Consider the following 16,117-nt stretch of genomic DNA (forward strand, 5'->3'; position numbering starts at 1 on the left):
GTTTGTAGTTGACTTTCTTATTTTTTATTCGTCATTTCTGATTTCTCATTTCAATGCACCCAATCGTTTCAGCGCATCTCTTGCTTCTGTAATACTTTGGTCAAGTGCCAGTGAACGTTTATAATTGTCAATGGCTTCCTGTGTTTTGTTCAGCTTTTCTTCTGCCTTCGCCATCCAGAAATAACCGTCGGCAAACTTGTTGCTGATACTGGTGCTGCGCTCAAATTGTTTATGTGCTTCAGCAAAGTTGCCCATATCATAGTATACCAGTCCTTTTTCTATATAAGCTTCGAGGTAGGTATAATCTTCTTTAATGATCTGGTCGTAAATGCGGAGGGCATTCTTTGTATCTTTTACCTTATTATAATAAACAGCTTTTACAAAAAGAATATCACTTCTCAATTTTACAGCTGTTGGATCTTTCAGCATTACTTCACAAATGGTCAATGCATTTTTGTTTCCTGTTTCCGCATACAAAGATGCCAGGCGCAATTGAGCTTCTGTAAAAATTCCTGCTGCTGTTATTGATTGCTCAAAGAAAGAAATGGCACCGGTTGTATCGCCTTTCTTTTCCAGCGCATCGGCTTTCATAAACAGATAAGCCGGGCTGGACGGATTTTTTTTCAGTAATACTTCCACCTGCTCCAGTGCTTTGCCGTATTGATTTGTAAGAACTAGCTGCTCCACCAAACCTTCTCTTAAACTGTCGGCCTGGGGTTCTTTACTGAGTTCTGTTTCCAGCTCTTTGATCTGAATGCTGCCTGTGGCAGTATCAATTGCTGCGTCTTCCTTTTTTGTGCTCCCATTATTATTACATGCGGCAAAAAAGAATAAAAAAAAGACGGAAACGGGAACAGCTCTCAAATTCATGCGGCAAAACTAAATTATTTTCTGTTTGGGGTTCTTACAAATTCCTGACATTTGCAGCTTTCAGAGACAATATATTTACCAAAATTTTTGATTCATGTATAAACGTTTGCTCTCTTTTTCCGCCCTTGTTTTTGTTGTAGCCCTTATTTCCTTCAAAACAGTCAGTAGTATTTCACAGAACCCGGTAAAATCAACTGGGGATACCATCTTATATCCAGAAGAAAAACACTTTAAAAATATTCAGCAGCTCACATTTGGCGGCGATAATGCAGAAGCTTATTTCAGTTTTGACGGCAAATGGATCATTTTTCAGAAAACAAATCCTAAAGAAGGCATTCAGTGCGATCAGATCTTTATTGGTAAAGTACCCAAGGCAGGTGAAAAGTTTCAGCCAAAACTTATCAGCAACGGCAAAGGAAGAACTACCTGTGCTGCTTTTATGAAAGATGGCAAACATATAGTTTATGCATCTACACATTTGGGTGCAGATACCTGCCCGCCTGTTCCTGACCGCAGTAAATATGGTAATAAATATATATGGCCCTTGTACGACAGCTATGATATTTTCATGGCTGACCTTAATGGAAAAATTGTAAAGCAGTTAACACACAGCAAGGGTTATGATGCTGAAGCTACGATTTCACCCGATGGGAAAAAGATGCTGTACACCAGTACAAAAGATGGCGATATTGATTTGTATATCATGGATCTGAAAACCGGCAACGAAAAAAGAGTTACCAACCTGATTGGTTATGATGGAGGTGCATGGTTCAGTCCCGATGGTAAAAAACTGATCTGGCGTGCAAGCCGTCCAAAAACAGAAGCAGAAATTAAAGAATACAAAGAGCTGCTGGCACAGGGTTTAGTTGCTCCTACCAATATGGAAGTATGGGTATCGAATGCAGATGGCAGCAATGCAAGACAGGTTACTCATTACGGGCAGGCCAACTGGGCTCCTGCTTATATGCCCGACAGCAAGCGAATCATTTTTGCCAGTAATCATGAATACAAAAGAGGATTTCCGTTTAATTTATATACTATTAATGAAGATGGAACGAACCTCGTAAAAATAAGCCGTGATAAAGGGTTTGATGCGTTCCCGATGTTCAGCCCCAATGGGAAGAAAATTATTTTTTGCAGTAACCGCAACAACGGAGGCACAAGGGATACCAATATTTTCCTTGCTGATTGGGCGGAGTAATAACTTCAGAAGAAAAATGAAATAGCTGATAACTTTTTCTCATTCAGCTTCTTTACATCATTTTATGAAGATTGGCTAATTGAATTAAATCAACGAGGGTGGTAATATTCAATTTTTGAAAAATTCTTCTCTTATAAGTATTGGCCGATGAAATACTCAGGTTCAATGCTGTGCTGATGCCTGTTACTGTGCCGCCTTTAATTAACAAAGCAAGTACTTCCAGTTCACGTGCACTCAGGTTTTCAAACGGGTTTACTTTTTGTTTTGCCTGTAATGAATCCACTAACAGTGACGCTAAATTTTCACTGATGTATTTTTTGCCCTGCAAACTTAGCTCAATAGCTTTTCTGAGTTCACTGAGGCCACTGTCTTTTGAAACAAATCCGGATGCGCCTGCATTGAGAAATCTTTTTGCGTAGATATGTTCGGCACCCATTGAGAAGATGAGCACTTTCGTAGCCGGATAAAAATTTTTAATTTTTTCTGTAAAGGTTAATGCATCTGAACCCGGCATATGGATATCCAGGATTATAAGATCAAATTCTTCCTTTTTTAACAGCACCCATGCCTCGTCTTCATTGGAGGCTTCATAAACTTCACAGGAAGGGAAATCGTTTTTTAAAACACTTGCTACGCCGGAACGTACAACCTCATGGTCGTCTGTGAGTAAAAATCGTTTCAAATGTTAAGGTTAAATGGGATGTAATGTTAAAGTTACAATCAAATATAGAATAATGTTACAATAGATTACAGGGGCAGGTATTTTTTTGGGAAAGCGTCTTCAACAGTGGTATAATCCTGTATTAAAAAAAGCGCCCTGACACAGGGCGCTTATGTTTTCGGGTAATGCTGAAAAATGCTGAAATTATGAAGCAATTTTCATCAGCATTTCAGACAGCACATTGCAATAATCATTTTTCAGAGAGGAAAAAACATTTTTTTCGGTATCAATTCTTTTGCGGAGTGCCTGCTGCTGCTGTTCAATCCTGCTTTGCCATTCTGCAGAATTATTAAGGGCTCTCAGTGTTTCTTTCTGATGAACCAGTACTTTTTCCAGGTCATCCAGTTTTTTTTCTTCTTCTATAATGCGGTGCTGTAAATGATCAACCTTTTTTGTTGTTTCTGTAGGAATGGCCCTGTCATTTTTATGGATAATGTCAAGTCTTTCTTCAATCATAAAGGCCGCTTTCTGATAACCGCTTATTTCCCACTGCCAGCTTGCCAGCTCCTGGAATAATTGTTTATTTTTCATTTTGTAGGGTTTTGGATATAACGATGTTGTTTTCTGTATTGTTGTTACATTTTAAGGAATTTCACAGATTGATTGTTTTTGCCCGAAAGATTAATGTAATAGAGGCCTTTTGGCAAATCTTCTATATTAATGGTAAAATTGTTTTCACCTTTTTTGCATTTCAGTGAAATGAATTTATAAATTTTTCCGTGCTGGTCCATCAGTTTAAGGTCTATTTCATCGGCTTCCAGTCCGTTTATTTTAACAAATAACAGGTTGGTTGCCGGGTTAGGCGAAAGACTGATACCAATCGCCGGTTCTGTAATCTGTACTGAAACGATTCCTGAGTACATAAAATCAAGATTGGTATCCACTTGTTTTATCCTGTAATAGTTTGTTCCTGTCAGAGGGTGCTCATCGGTATACTGGTACGTTTTCTGAATACTTGTATTGCCGCTGCCTTTTACTGTTCCAATTTTTAAAAACGTAATTCCGTTAGCTGAGCGTTCAACATCAAAGTAATCATTGTCAATTTCGCCACTGGTAGCCCATTCAAGTAATGCACTCCTGTTGATTGCTTTTCCTTTTAAGTACAAAAGGTGAACAGGTAAATCGGCAAGACTGAATAAAGAAAGCAAGTGCAGTGAGTTTACATTCGTACTGGTTATGTAATTGCTGATGGTGTTTAGGTCTGGTCCGCCACTAATATAAAACCAATTTGTACCGCCGTTACTGCTTGAATAAGTACTTAAGGTTGATTCTATAGTAGTTCGTAATTCAGAATGGAAATAATTAAATACTAATGTTGCATTCAGTGCAGCATTGTTGGTTGGAGTAATATCGAAGTTACGGGTGACAGATCTGTCTCTGTAAACAGTATGTGCCCGTTTGATCACTGTACTCCCCAGGTTTGCGGCACTTGTAATTTCCATACCTAAGTTACCCGGGTTTACTGCGGAAGGAGCATTTAATGATTGTGTAATCATAATGTATCCGCCTGTTTGACCTGTGAATCTTTTCGAACTTGTTTCGCCCGATAAACTTCCGTTACTGCCAAGGTCAACATTGTAGGTATTCAGAAAAATACTGTCACCACTGGTAAATGTAACCAGGTTCGATACCCCGATATTTCTATTTAACTGTAATCCGTTTGCAGATTTATTGAGGGTTAAATTATAAAAATCTGTTGTTGTTGTACCTGCTATAAATGAATTGGCTGTTGCAGTACTTCCTGAAAATACAACCGAACCTGTGCTTTTGGAAAATGTACCATTATTAGTAAAGCCGCCGTCGTTTATGACAATACAGGCTGCCCCGTCAACAACCAGCTGAGTTCCACTTGTATTGATGATGCCCTGTGCCATGATGCACATTGGCACCAACAGCATGGTGGCGAACAGAGAGTATAAAATTGGTATATATGTTTTCATCGAAATATGGTTTAGTTATTATTTTATATACTCCTGGTGGCTGCCGTAACCATCTATCTGAATATGAAAATCCATAAACAAGACGCCGGCATCTGCACTGTAAGTATCATTACTGTTACTTGAATTTCTCCAGATTCGGCAGATGAGAATACTGGATATTTTTTTACCTGTACCATCAATGCCGGTATTACCTGTAGTTAATGAAGTTATTGAGTGTGCTTTTGCTGTGAAGGGACCGGTTGATGTAACTGTACTGGTTGTAATAGCCGGGAAAACCTCCGGTGTTGCAGCATCATAATTAGCCCAGCTGTATTCAAAATTCCATTCAACATTTCCTGTAGCTGTTGATTTCGGTAACCAGTGAAGGTGAGGGTGAATAGTACTGCCTTCTTTCCATCCATGAGGTAATTGAACAGTAAATGACATAGCTTCAACTCCTTCATTATTCCGGAAATACCAGATCTGAGGGCCTGAACTTCCTGTAAGGTATTCTAAGGAAGCAGCGTTTGAGCCTTTATCTAATGTAACCCTCAGGTCATCCCACCTTAAGCCCACCGGAGCAAGCTTTGTCCATGAAGGTGAACCGGATGTGCCTGCATTATAATAATAACCAACACCATCTGCATTATCGCCTGTAAGACCTGCATTTGTATTGTACACCAATAAGCTTGTTGCAGGTGAAACAATTGTAGCAGCGTCTGTAGTTGATGTAAGCGAAACCCTTGGCAGCAGCAATCCTTTGTTTGAGCTCACAATGTCAAGCATAGCTGAAACGTCAGGTGCATTACCCGTTGTGTTGATGGCTACATTTTGACTATATACCTGATTGAATGTTATCAGGATTAAAAACAACGTAAGTTTTAAGAGGTATAATGCTTTTTTCATAAGAATGGTTTTATTGGTAATAGTTGTTTTGATCAGTGCATATAGATGATGCAGATGACTATAAAGAAGCCAACAGCAGCGTCGTTCAATGAAATGTTTTTGGAGATAAATGATTGGGTTGCCTGCGGAAGGAATGAACAGTGGTTCAACAGGGATCTGGATTTCTTCATATATCGGATTTTCAGGAGTGTCAGTCAGTAAACAGATTAGCCGATGTTGTTTCAGAACAATTCTGTTTGCTGTTAACAAACTTAAAACATGTGCCTGCTGTGTTTTATGACTATGGTCAGCAGAAAAATGTATTTTTCTGAACTAAGTGTTTTTATTTAATGATAGTTGTGGAAACGGTATAGCGGCGGAGGAGTTGCTTAAAATGCCGGGAAGAAAAGCGTAAATTTATAAATTGCCTGTAAGAATGTTAAAGCAGAATCAGATGAATTGTTACACAGGCATATTTTGGGTTGTTGTAACTTTTGGCCCCGTTTTAACAGTTTAGCTGATTAGTATCAGCTTTTTTTAAATCGTGTATTTGCAAAACTGCTGTAGATTAATAACTTGATATAACTCTTAACTGATGGTTACGATATTTTTGCCTTCAGTAATATAGTATGCAAAACTTCTTATTCCTCTTTATTGTATGTTAACTAAATCCTACTCCGATTATCAAATCCGGGAACTGATTCCCGATGCATTGATTACACTTGACGTCCAGGACCGTTTTGTTTATGTGAACCAGATTGCCGGCGATATGCTTGAGCGTAAGCCCATGGAATTGATGGGCAAACATATCTGGACAGAATTTCCTGAAGCAGCCAATCAACCCATTCACGACGCATATATAAAAGCAAGACAGAGTAAACAGCATATTTACCTGGAAGAATATAATTCAGCACATGACCGGTGGTTTGAAAATCATATCTATCAATCACCGGGGGGAGTTTCTATTTGCTTCAGTGATATTACAGAACGGAAAAAGAAAGAGGGGATTTTTCAATCCAATGAGCTGAAGTATAAAGCTTTTTTTGAAAACAGTATGGATGCTGTAGTTCTTGGATATACTGACGGTACTGTTTATGCTGCCAACCAGGCAGCATGCTGTTTGTTTGACAGATCAGAAGAGGAAATATGTTCATTGGGAAGAGGTGGTTTAATGGATGCGACCGATCCGCAATTGCAGGTTTTGCTAGAGGAAAGAAAAGCAACAGGCAAAGCAGAAGGAGAAGTAAGGGCAATACGAAAAGATGGAACGAAAATTCAGGTTGGTCTCAAATCAAATTATTTCACAGAATCAAATGGAGAGGAACATACCATTGTTATCATGCGGGATAACAGCGAACTCTATAAAGCAAAAGAAAAAATACAGGAAAGTGAAGAAAAGTACCGGGAGCTGGTTGAAAACTGGACTGAAGCAATTGTTATTTATACAGAGGAGAAAGTTGTTTTTGTAAACAAAGAAACTCTTGTTTTAATGCGGGCAGCAAACAAGGGGCAGCTGATCGGTAAATTCATTCTTGATTTTATTCATCCTGATTACCGACCATTTGTTGTTGAACGGATGAAAAAAGCTGCAGATGAAGGGAACATTCTGCCTTTAGCTGAAGAAAAATTTATTTGTCTTGAAGGTACTGAAATTGATGTAGAGGTAAAAGCATTACCAATTGTGCATGATGGCAAACCTTCTGTGCAATTGATTATCCGTGACATTACTGAACGGAAAAGAGCTGAAGAAATTTTGCATGAAAGCGAGCAGAAATGGAGTAAGCTTGTAACATTTATTCCCGATTATATTGCCCTGCACGATCTGGATGGCCATTATCTTTTCCTGAATCATTTTGCAGAAGGATATTCTTACAAAGATTTTGTTGGGAAAAAAATGTACGACTTCATGGCTGATGACTCAAAAGAATTGTTCCGTAAGCATTTTGAACAATGCATAAATGCAAATCAACCCCGTCAATTTATATTTACTGCTTTTGGAGATAATGGCGTATTGAGAATTTATGAAAACTCCCTTGTCCCGATAGTAGATAAAGAACAGAAAGTAGTTTCTGTCTTGTCTATTGCGAAAGACATCACAGAACGTAAGCTGGCTGAGGAAAAAGTGAAAGAGAGCGAACAACTGCTGAATCAATCACAACGGGTTTCAAAAATTGGAAGTTACAAACTTGAAATGGGTAAAGGTGAGTGGCAATGTTCTCATGAATTGGAAAATATATTCGGGATCAGGGAAAGCGAAGTACATACTATGGAAGAATGGGAATCTGTCCTACATCCTGATCATCGTGAAATGATGAAAGAATATTTTGAAAAGGAAGTATCTGCCGGGTATAATCGGTTTAACAGGGAGTATAAAATTGTTAATAAAAAAACAGGCGAAACACACTGGGTTCATGGTGTTGGTGATTTAACATTTAACAGTAACGGTAATGCAGAGCAAATGCTTGGCACAATTCAGGACATTACTGAACGCAAACAGGTAGAGCAATCTCTTCAACTGGCTCATCAAAGCTATTTCGATATCTTCAACTCTGTTTCAGAAGCTATTTATATTCTTGATGCTGCGGGAACATTTATTGATGTAAATAAAGGTGCAGAAGAAATGTATCTTTTTACAAGGGCAGAACTCATCGGACAATCTCCGGCAACTGTTGCTGCACCTGATCGTAATGATCTGGATAAAATACAAAAGGAAATGCAGAAGGTGTCTGATACCGGTATTCCTGCCCGCTTTGATTTCTGGGCTGTTCGTAAAAACGGAGAAATTTTTCCAAAAGATGTAATTGTTAACAGAGGTAAGTATTTTGGACAGGATGTATTGATTGCTGCTGCCCGGGATATGACTGAAGTTAAAAGGCAGAGCAGGCTCTTCGGGAAAGTGAGCATTTTTTAAGCGAAGCACAGCGTATTTCAAAGATTGGCAGTTATAAACTGGACCTGGTTACCGGCGAATGGATTTTTTCTGTTGAGCTGGATGATTATGTTGGATTATCAGCAGCTGACAGTCATACACTGCAGGATTGGGTGTCACTTATACATCCTGATCATGTAAATATGGTTCAGGAATATTTTATAAAGGATGTAATAGGGAAAAAACAACGCTTTGACAAGGAGTATATGTTTGTCAACAAAAAAACCGGGAAGTCATTCTGGGCGCATGGAATTGGTGACCTGGAGTTCAATGAAAATGGTTTGCCGGTTAAAATGATTGGTACTATTCAGGATATTACAGAAAAGAAAGAAGCAGAAGAGATACTGCAAACACAAGAAAAATTGTACAGGGCGTTGATTGAAAACAGTAACGATGGGGTGGTTATTCTTGATGGCTGGGGTAAGTTCAGGTATATCGCACCATCTATTAAAACTGTACTGGGTTATGATGAAGAAGAACTGCTGAATACAGGCTTGCTTGATATAACCCATCCTGATGATCATAGTAAAGTTGTGGAAATTTACACGGAATTACTGACTAATCCAGGGTTATACAATCCTGAATTTATTCCCAGGATTAAGCACAAAGATGGAAGCTGGCGCTGGATATCGGGGGCTCTGAATAATTTAATAAATGATACTGTAGTACATGGGGTCATTGGCAATTTCCGTGATGTTACAAAACAGGTAACCGCAGAAAAGGCTATCAGGGAAAGCGAAATAAAGTATCACTCACTCATTGATAATGCAGGTGATGGCATTGCTATTTATAATGCTGCAGGAACTATTCTTGATGTAAATACAACCGGGCTGGATATGCTGGGTTATACAAAGGAGGAAGTGCTTAAGATGAAAGTGACAGATTTCTTTTTGGAAGAAGAAATTCAATCCAATCCCATGACTTATAATAAACTGAAGCCTGGAGAATCAACTTTAAGGCAGCGGAATTTTAAACGGAAAGGCGGAGGATTTGTTTTAACAGAAGTAAGATCACAGGTTTTACCCGATGGGAACCTGCTTTCTATTATTCGTGATCTTACTGAACGGATGGCAATCCAGGAGCAACTGCGTATATCAATCGATAACTATTCAGGTTTAGTCAATACAATTGAAGGTATTGTATGGGAAGCTGACGCACAATCAACTCAATTCAATTTTGTAAGCATGCAGGCCGAACAGATTTTAGGCTACCCGGCACAGCAATGGATCACTGAAAAAGATTTTTGGCCAAATCATGTGCATGAAGCCGATCGGGAGTGGGCAGTAAATTATTGTGCAAAGTATACAAGTGAAAAAAAATCGCATGATTTTGAATACCGGATGATTGCTGCAGATGGAAGAGTTGTATGGCTGCACGATATTGTAACAGTTGTGGTAGAAAATAATGAACCTGTAAAGCTGAGAGGTTTGATGATTGATATTACAGAGAAAAAATAATAGAAAAAGGATTGGAGGATTACAAGTTTGCGTTGAATCAATCTTCTATTGTTGATGTTTCAGACAGTACAGGGAATATTCAGTATGCGAATGAAAATTTTTGCCGTATTTCCGGTTACAGCCTGGATGAGCTGAAAGGCCAGAGTCACCGCATACTGAAATCAGGGTATCACAATAAGGAACATTATAAGAACTTATGGGATACTGTAACAGATGGTAAAGTATGGCGGGCTGAGGTGAAGAATAAAGCAAAGGATGGTTCTTTTTATTGGGTTGATTCAACGGTCATTCCTTTTTTAGATGATCAGGGAAAACCTTTCCAGTATATTACCATCCGTTCAGATATAACAAAAAGAAAGGAAGCTGAAACACAAATCATGAATGCTCTTGAACGGTACGACATTCTTTCAAAAGCTACCAGCGATACCATCTGGGATTGGGATGTGCTGAACAATGTGATTGTTTATAACCAGGGAATTGTAAAAAACTTTGGCTATAAAGTAACGAAAGTAAAAAATGCAAAAGAAGGGTGGGACATGAATATTCATCCCGACGACAGGCGAAAAGTACAGGAGGGATTTGAAAAGGCATTTCAAAAAAAGAAGGCTGTGGTGCAGGTTGAATACCGGTACCGGTCTGCTGACAGGAACTACAGGTATATTCTTGACCGTGCTTTTATCATTTACGGTGTTGATAAGAAGCCTGAAAGAATGATTGGTTCTATGCAGGATATTACCAGTGAAAAAGAGATTGCCATCAGGATTGAAAAAGAAGTAATAGATGCACAGGAAAGAGAGTGGAACCAGATTGGAATGGAACTGCATGATAATGTGAACCAGATTTTAGCTGCCTCTATGCTGTTAATGGGATTGGGAAAAGAAAAAATGGAGAGGGGACAGAATGCTGCATCCATTATTAATGAAAGTGAAAAGCATGTGGGAGAAGCGATTGCTGAAATCAGAAGACTGTCGCATCAGCTGGCACCGGTTTCTGTTGCTAATCTTTCGCTGGAACAGGTATTTGAGTCTTTATTTGAAACGGTTAATGTTAATAAGCAGATTAAAATAAAATTACAAATGAAGGGGATGAAAGAAATTCCTATTCCTCATAAACTGCAGATTAATTTATACCGCATTTTACAGGAGCAGTTGAATAATATTATGAAGCATGCAAAGGCAACAGAAGTGACCGTGAGCTTTAAAAAAATTAAACATTCATTTGTGTTTAAGATTGCTGATAACGGGCTTGGTTTTGATCAGGAAGCACATACAGATGGGATTGGTCTTGAAAATATTAAACGAAGGGCCAAAGTATTTGCCGGAGAATTTAAATTGAAAACCGCACCCGGTAAAGGATGCGAAATAATTGTTGAAATACCGGAGAATGCATTTGCTGAACAGGAAATAGTTAGTGGATCTTGATTCGCTTCGGGCCAGATGGCGTTAATATCATAAGCGAATCCTTTTGCTTTCTTTGCAGCAGTGGGTTTGGCTCTGGCAGTTTTGGATACGTTAGTATTCTAGGTTTTTGTTTGTAACCTTTTATCGGCATATGATAAGCAATACTTGTGTCGGGTCTTAATGCAGGCATATTATCCTGTGGAAGTGCATAAACAATTCCTTTTTGATTATTGGAAATAATTCGCAATGAATTGTATAGCTCGTAATTTAATTTGCCAGTAACAGGCATAGAGTCTGTTTTTACAACAAACTGTGCAGAAGCAGTAAAAAAGATAAAAATGCTGATTGCGGTAATAACTGTTTTTTTCATAGTCAGTCAGTTTGATTAATAAATCTAACAATTTCGACCGCTGAAATAAATCAAAAAGTGTTAATTTTCTGAATAATGATTCAATCAATGCTTAGATTTGAAAAAAAATAAATTATGCTACAGGGACTGATTCATTTACACAATGCCTTACGCTGGGTCATTCTGATCCTTTTGCTTATTTCATTAATTCAGGCATTTACAAAAAATGGAGGAATACAGAAAACCAGTTTGTGGTTGCTGATTGCTGCACATATTACTCTGATACTTGGATTGTTTCAGTATTTCAACAGCCAGGCAGTTGGTTTTCACCTCATTGAATTAAAAGGTGGTTTTGGCGAAGTAATGAAAGATTCTTTTGCCCGCTTCTGGGTGGTAGAACATATTACAGCCATGATACTTGCCATTGTATTAATTACAATAGCCAGGGGAAAAGCAAAGACACTGAATTTTAATGCAGCTAAATGGTTGTACCTCGTGGCGCTGATCTTACTCCTTGCAGCTATTCCATGGCCTTTCAGAGAAGGAATTGGAAGACCCTGGTTCCCGGGAATGTAAGCCTCTGATAAAAAATTGAAAGGAGAATCATTTGATTCTCCTTTTTTATTTTTCTGAAATGTCTTTATTGAACAAAAGGTTGGGAATGTTTTTCAGAAACGGCATAATTACAGGTTAAGGCTGAATTGTTCAACAGCGAATTTATAAATTATGCTAGTAAAGCAGCAGCTACTTTTTTCATTTCTTCCTGTGTACCTACACTTAATCGTAACCATTTGGTTCCTTCTTCAAATGTGCGGGCGCCAATAATCCTGTTTGCTTCAAGAACAGCTTTTACATCTTTCCTGTAATTGATCGTATTGAAATAAACAAAACTGGTGTGTGAGGGAATGTATGGGATGCCTTCCTGTTCCAGTGCCTTGCAAAATATAGTTCGTGCCAGTGCATTTTCCTTTTTGCAAAATTCAGTAAAGCTTTTGTCTTTCAATGATGCCAGTGCACCTGCCACTGATACCGCACTTGCACCTGCATTAGCCCATGGCTGCAGATCATTTAATTGTTTGATCGTTGTTGGATGTGCCAGTGCATACCCAACCCGGGCACCCGCCATACCATAAATTTTGGAAAAGGTTTTAGCAATCACCAGGTTTGGGTAATCATTTACCAAGTGTGCCATGGAGGGTTCATTGCTGAATTCTGTATATGCTTCATCTAATAAGATGATAGCTTTGGGTGCAATATCTTTAATAAATGCTTCCAGTTCATTTGCCGGTAATACTGTACCGGTTGGATTATTTGGATTGCAGATATAAACCAGTTTCGTTTGCTGGGTCATTGCTTCTTTCATCCGTTGCAGGTCGGTTACTTTTTTATCTGTTAAAGGAACCAGTTTAATATCGAGCCCGGTTTTACGTGCTGCCGGCATCCATAAACGAAAAGTGGGATCGGGTGCAACTGCATTTCCTTTTTGCATGGCAGCCCACATAGCTGTTAAGCCCAATAGTTCAGACGAACCGGCACCAATTACAATGTGTTCTTTAGTATGACCGGTGAGTGCACTGATCTGCTCTCTTAATTGTGTGGTAATTTCAAATTTATAGCGGTTGCTGCCATTTACCGCATCCATCATTTGCTTCCGTGCAGCAGGGGAAGGGCCATGCGGATTTTCATTTGAACTTAACTTAATGATTTTTTCAACATCAGGGAACCGGAATTGTTTTTCTGCTTCAGCTGCAAAAAGATCCCTGCTCAAAGTAAAAGCTGCAAGGGTAAGAGCGGTTTGTTTCAGTAGTTCACGACGTTGCATGGTTATTGTTTTAGTTCCTGTAAGTTAATTCAAAAAGCTGTTTGTTCCTATAGAAACCCGTCAGCGTTTACCCAGTTCAATCACTTCACAATTTTTCATATCCTTTCCATCAATTGCAAAACGGATAATGGTTCTTACTTTATGCCAGCCATGTTTGCCAGCCGCACCGGGATTCATGTGCAGGCAATTGATCTTATCATCATACATCACTTTTAAAATGTGAGAGTGACCGCTGATGAATAATAAGGGTTGGTGAAGCAGCAATTCCTTCCTTGTTTCAGGATTATACCTTGGCGGTGATCCGCCGATATGCCGCATCATTACTTTCACGCCTTCACACATAAAAACAAGTTGCTCTGGGTAGATGCTTCTTACATCCTGCCCGTCAATATTTCCGTAAACCCCTTTTATCGTCAGGCCGCTCAAATCGGCCAGACGGTTAGATATTTCAATATTTCCAAAATCTCCGGCATGCCAAATTTCATCACAGTCTTCAAAATGTTTGAATACCGTTTCATCAAGAAAACCATGTGTATCTGATATAAGTCCAATGCGTGTCAATTGTATAAATAAAGTTTAGTAGTTTTAAATCTGAAACGATCACTATGCCATTCCACCGCAATTTCACTTATTGGATTGATAAACGGAAGTGGAAATATATTTTTCTTCTTTCGACACTTGAACTGTCACGAAACTGATGATTGAGTGTGTTACAGTTCATTCTATGCACAGTATACATATGAACGTACAAGTGAGTGACACAACCAAGGCTTAATCGTATTCATGAAGCTGGATACCGCATTTTCAAATTTCCAAATCAACCAATCACCAAATCATTATGCCTCATTATTATAAACTGGGAACTATTCCACACAAACGTCATACACAATTCCGCAAACCAAACGGGGAACTGTACAGCGAACAGTTATTTTCAACAGAAGGATTCAGTGATGATTATTCATTGCTGTATCATTGTCATCCGCCAACACAGATCATTAAAACCGAAGCGCAGATTGATGTATCGCCAATTATTGCAGAAGAGAAAATGCTGCAGCATCGTTGCTTTGAAGGTTTTCATGTAAAGCCGGCGAAAGATTTTCTCGAAAGCCGTGTGCCTGTTTTGGTGAACAGTGATTGTCATATTGTACTGGCAGCACCGCAGCAAAGCATGAAGGATTATTATTACAAGAACACAGATGCAGACGAAATGATTTTTGTACATGAAGGAACAGGCAAAGTAAAAACGCAGTATGGCGAATTAACTTTCGGTTATGGAGATTCTAACATTTTGCCGAGAGGTACAATTTACCAGATCGAATTTAATGATGAAAAGAATCGTTTGTTTATTGTTGAATCATTTACTCCGCTGCGTTATCCAAAAAGATACATGAGTAAATATGGTCAGCTCATGGAGCATTCACCTTATTGTGAACGGGATATCCGTGAGCCGCAGAATTTACAGACGATTGACGAAAAAGGTGACTACCTGATTAAAGCAAAGAAGAAAGGAATGCTGTACGGACTGCATTATGGAACCCATCCTTTTGATGTGGTAGGCTGGGATGGATGCTGTTATCCCTACATTTTTTCTATACATGATTTTGAACCCATTACAGGTCGTGTGCATCAGCCACCACCTGTACACCAAACCTTTGAAACCAATGCATTTGTGGTTTGTTCTTTTGTGCCACGTTTATACGATTATCATTCTGATGCCATTCCTGCACCATATAATCACAGCAATATCGACAGTGATGAAGTAATTTATTATGTAGATGGAGATTTTATGAGCCGCAAAAATGTAACAAGGGGAATGATCACCTTACATCCTGCCGGTATTCCCCACGGGCCGCATCCCGGTGCTGTTGCAAAAAGTATTGGAGCTAAAGAAACCAAAGAACTGGCGGTAATGGTAGATACCTTCCGTCCGTTGATGCTTACAAAACAGGCACTGGATATTGAAAATGGAAATTATGTAATGAGTTGGGCTGAATAGCGGAAAGATCAAAAGAGAGAAAAGAGTTTGAAGAAAGCTCTTTTTTTTTGAAGGATGTTTTTACTCTTTCACTTTTATTTCAAACTTCGCAGGTATTACAAAAACATTGGTAAAGCTAGATTTGATTTTTTTTTGGTAACTCACTGCTTCAGCCTGCGTCAAAAAATTTCCAAATCGTATTTTATAGTAGGGGCTCTGAAACATCAGGAATGTTTTCTGTTGTGGGTATTTTGTGAGCAGCAATGATTTTGCGTTGAGAGCTTCATTTCTGTCAATAGTATTTAGTACCTGCAGTTGGTAGCCATTCACCATTTTTTTTGTGATAGTTTTTTCCTTAGTTGGAGCCGAAGTACTGGTTGTCTTTGGGCCTGTGCAGGCCGCCAGAACAATAGGAATGAAAATGGTATAAATGATTTTTTTGATCTGCATTACGTCGGGATACACTGAACAGGCAAAATGCAAGCCAGAATCATATTTGCCGCTTTTCTTTTAATGAACCGCTAATTTGAGGCCCGGTAAAAAAAAATTTGCAGGTATGCAACAAGTTTTTACATTTGTTAACCATTTG

Annotated in this window: 15 protein-coding genes; 6 read left to right on the plus strand and 9 right to left on the minus strand. The window is 38.8% G+C overall.

The genetic code is table 11. From position 1 onward, the window contains the following. Nucleotides 1–45 precede the first annotated feature (45 nt). Complete coding sequence (locus IPK31_12000) at nucleotides 46–870, minus strand: tetratricopeptide repeat protein (GenBank protein MBK8088608.1); 825 nt, start codon at nucleotides 868–870, stop codon at nucleotides 46–48. A 94-nt stretch (nucleotides 871–964) separates the two neighbouring features. Here IPK31_12000 and IPK31_12005 point away from each other — a divergent pair, with 94 nt between their 5' ends. Beyond that, nucleotides 965–2,071, plus strand: a complete 1,107-nt coding sequence (locus IPK31_12005; protein MBK8088609.1) for a PD40 domain-containing protein — start codon at nucleotides 965–967, stop codon at nucleotides 2,069–2,071. A 52-nt stretch (nucleotides 2,072–2,123) separates the two neighbouring features. On the opposite strand, the gene IPK31_12010 is transcribed toward IPK31_12005, so the two are convergent. From IPK31_12010 to IPK31_12025, 4 genes are all read right to left on the minus strand, one after another. Further along, nucleotides 2,124–2,753, minus strand: a complete 630-nt coding sequence (locus IPK31_12010) for a response regulator transcription factor (GenBank protein ID MBK8088610.1) — start codon at nucleotides 2,751–2,753, stop codon at nucleotides 2,124–2,126. A gap of 183 nt (nucleotides 2,754–2,936) precedes the next feature. Next, the gene (locus IPK31_12015) at nucleotides 2,937–3,323 is read right to left on the minus strand and encodes a hypothetical protein (GenBank protein ID MBK8088611.1); all 387 of its coding nucleotides are present in this window, start codon (nucleotides 3,321–3,323) and stop codon (nucleotides 2,937–2,939) included. A gap of 44 nt (nucleotides 3,324–3,367) precedes the next feature. Continuing rightward, the gene (locus tag IPK31_12020) at nucleotides 3,368–4,732 is read right to left on the minus strand and encodes a T9SS type A sorting domain-containing protein (protein MBK8088612.1); all 1,365 of its coding nucleotides are present in this window, start codon (nucleotides 4,730–4,732) and stop codon (nucleotides 3,368–3,370) included. An 18-nt stretch (nucleotides 4,733–4,750) separates the two neighbouring features. Then, the gene (locus tag IPK31_12025) at nucleotides 4,751–5,617 is read right to left on the minus strand and encodes a hypothetical protein (GenBank protein MBK8088613.1); all 867 of its coding nucleotides are present in this window, start codon (nucleotides 5,615–5,617) and stop codon (nucleotides 4,751–4,753) included. A gap of 637 nt (nucleotides 5,618–6,254) precedes the next feature. On the opposite strand from IPK31_12025, the gene IPK31_12030 reads away from it, so the two are divergent. From IPK31_12030 to IPK31_12040, 3 genes are all read left to right on the plus strand, one after another. Then, nucleotides 6,255–8,507 carry a PAS domain S-box protein gene (locus IPK31_12030; GenBank protein MBK8088614.1) on the plus strand — a complete coding sequence of 751 codons (2,253 nt, stop codon included), beginning with the start codon at nucleotides 6,255–6,257 and terminating at the stop codon, nucleotides 8,505–8,507. Between the two features lie 131 nt (nucleotides 8,508–8,638). Continuing rightward, on the plus strand, nucleotides 8,639–9,982 hold the full coding sequence (locus IPK31_12035; GenBank protein MBK8088615.1) for a PAS domain S-box protein: 1,344 nt from the start codon (nucleotides 8,639–8,641) through the stop codon (nucleotides 9,980–9,982). An 11-nt stretch (nucleotides 9,983–9,993) separates the two neighbouring features. Further along, nucleotides 9,994–11,403, plus strand: coding sequence for a PAS domain-containing protein (locus IPK31_12040; protein MBK8088616.1), 1,410 nt, complete (start codon nucleotides 9,994–9,996; stop codon nucleotides 11,401–11,403). On the opposite strand, the gene IPK31_12045 is transcribed toward IPK31_12040, so the two are convergent. Further along, nucleotides 11,390–11,752 carry a hypothetical protein gene (locus IPK31_12045; GenBank protein ID MBK8088617.1) on the minus strand — a complete coding sequence of 121 codons (363 nt, stop codon included), beginning with the start codon at nucleotides 11,750–11,752 and terminating at the stop codon, nucleotides 11,390–11,392. The genes IPK31_12040 and IPK31_12045 overlap by 14 nt on opposite strands. A gap of 114 nt (nucleotides 11,753–11,866) precedes the next feature. Here IPK31_12045 and IPK31_12050 point away from each other — a divergent pair, with 114 nt between their 5' ends. Next, nucleotides 11,867–12,307 (plus strand): hypothetical protein, encoded by a 441-nt coding sequence (locus IPK31_12050; GenBank protein ID MBK8088618.1) that lies wholly within the window; start codon nucleotides 11,867–11,869, stop codon nucleotides 12,305–12,307. A 148-nt stretch (nucleotides 12,308–12,455) separates the two neighbouring features. On the opposite strand, the gene IPK31_12055 is transcribed toward IPK31_12050, so the two are convergent. Both IPK31_12055 and IPK31_12060 read right to left on the minus strand, forming a co-directional pair. Further along, nucleotides 12,456–13,553: a histidinol-phosphate aminotransferase family protein gene (locus IPK31_12055; protein ID MBK8088619.1), complete on the minus strand. Its 1,098-nt coding sequence runs from the start codon at nucleotides 13,551–13,553 to the stop codon at nucleotides 12,456–12,458. A 60-nt stretch (nucleotides 13,554–13,613) separates the two neighbouring features. Next, the gene (locus IPK31_12060; GenBank protein ID MBK8088620.1) at nucleotides 13,614–14,114 is read right to left on the minus strand and encodes a metallophosphoesterase family protein; all 501 of its coding nucleotides are present in this window, start codon (nucleotides 14,112–14,114) and stop codon (nucleotides 13,614–13,616) included. Between the two features lie 277 nt (nucleotides 14,115–14,391). Here IPK31_12060 and IPK31_12065 point away from each other — a divergent pair, with 277 nt between their 5' ends. Continuing rightward, entirely contained in the window at nucleotides 14,392–15,549 is a 1,158-nt protein-coding gene (locus IPK31_12065) for a homogentisate 1,2-dioxygenase (protein ID MBK8088621.1), read from the plus strand. Between the two features lie 60 nt (nucleotides 15,550–15,609). Here IPK31_12065 and IPK31_12070 read toward each other — a convergent pair whose 3' ends face one another. Beyond that, complete coding sequence (locus tag IPK31_12070) at nucleotides 15,610–15,978, minus strand: SPOR domain-containing protein (protein MBK8088622.1); 369 nt, start codon at nucleotides 15,976–15,978, stop codon at nucleotides 15,610–15,612. Nucleotides 15,979–16,117: the final 139 nt, after the last annotated feature.

The sequence above is a fragment of the Chitinophagaceae bacterium genome (assembly GCA_016713085.1).
In the GTDB taxonomy this organism is placed as follows: Bacteria; Bacteroidota; Bacteroidia; order Chitinophagales; family Chitinophagaceae; genus Lacibacter.

Excerpts from the sequence above, each read along its gene's own strand:
- IPK31_12005 (MBK8088609.1), top strand. The coding sequence starts at position 965 with ATGTATAAACGTTTGCTCTCTTTTTCCGCCCTTGTTTTTGTTGTAGCC.
- IPK31_12050 (MBK8088618.1), top strand. The coding sequence starts at position 11,867 with ATGCTACAGGGACTGATTCATTTACACAATGCCTTACGCTGGGTCATT.
- IPK31_12000 (MBK8088608.1), bottom strand. The coding sequence starts at position 870 with ATGAATTTGAGAGCTGTTCCCGTTTCCGTCTTTTTTTTATTCTTTTTT.
- IPK31_12065 (MBK8088621.1), top strand. The coding sequence starts at position 14,392 with ATGCCTCATTATTATAAACTGGGAACTATTCCACACAAACGTCATACA.
- IPK31_12070 (MBK8088622.1), bottom strand. The coding sequence starts at position 15,978 with ATGCAGATCAAAAAAATCATTTATACCATTTTCATTCCTATTGTTCTG.
- IPK31_12030 (MBK8088614.1), top strand. The coding sequence starts at position 6,255 with ATGTTAACTAAATCCTACTCCGATTATCAAATCCGGGAACTGATTCCC.
- IPK31_12015 (MBK8088611.1), bottom strand. The coding sequence starts at position 3,323 with ATGAAAAATAAACAATTATTCCAGGAGCTGGCAAGCTGGCAGTGGGAA.
- IPK31_12055 (MBK8088619.1), bottom strand. The coding sequence starts at position 13,553 with ATGCAACGTCGTGAACTACTGAAACAAACCGCTCTTACCCTTGCAGCT.
- IPK31_12045 (MBK8088617.1), bottom strand. The coding sequence starts at position 11,752 with ATGAAAAAAACAGTTATTACCGCAATCAGCATTTTTATCTTTTTTACT.
- IPK31_12025 (MBK8088613.1), bottom strand. The coding sequence starts at position 5,617 with ATGAAAAAAGCATTATACCTCTTAAAACTTACGTTGTTTTTAATCCTG.
- IPK31_12020 (MBK8088612.1), bottom strand. The coding sequence starts at position 4,732 with ATGAAAACATATATACCAATTTTATACTCTCTGTTCGCCACCATGCTG.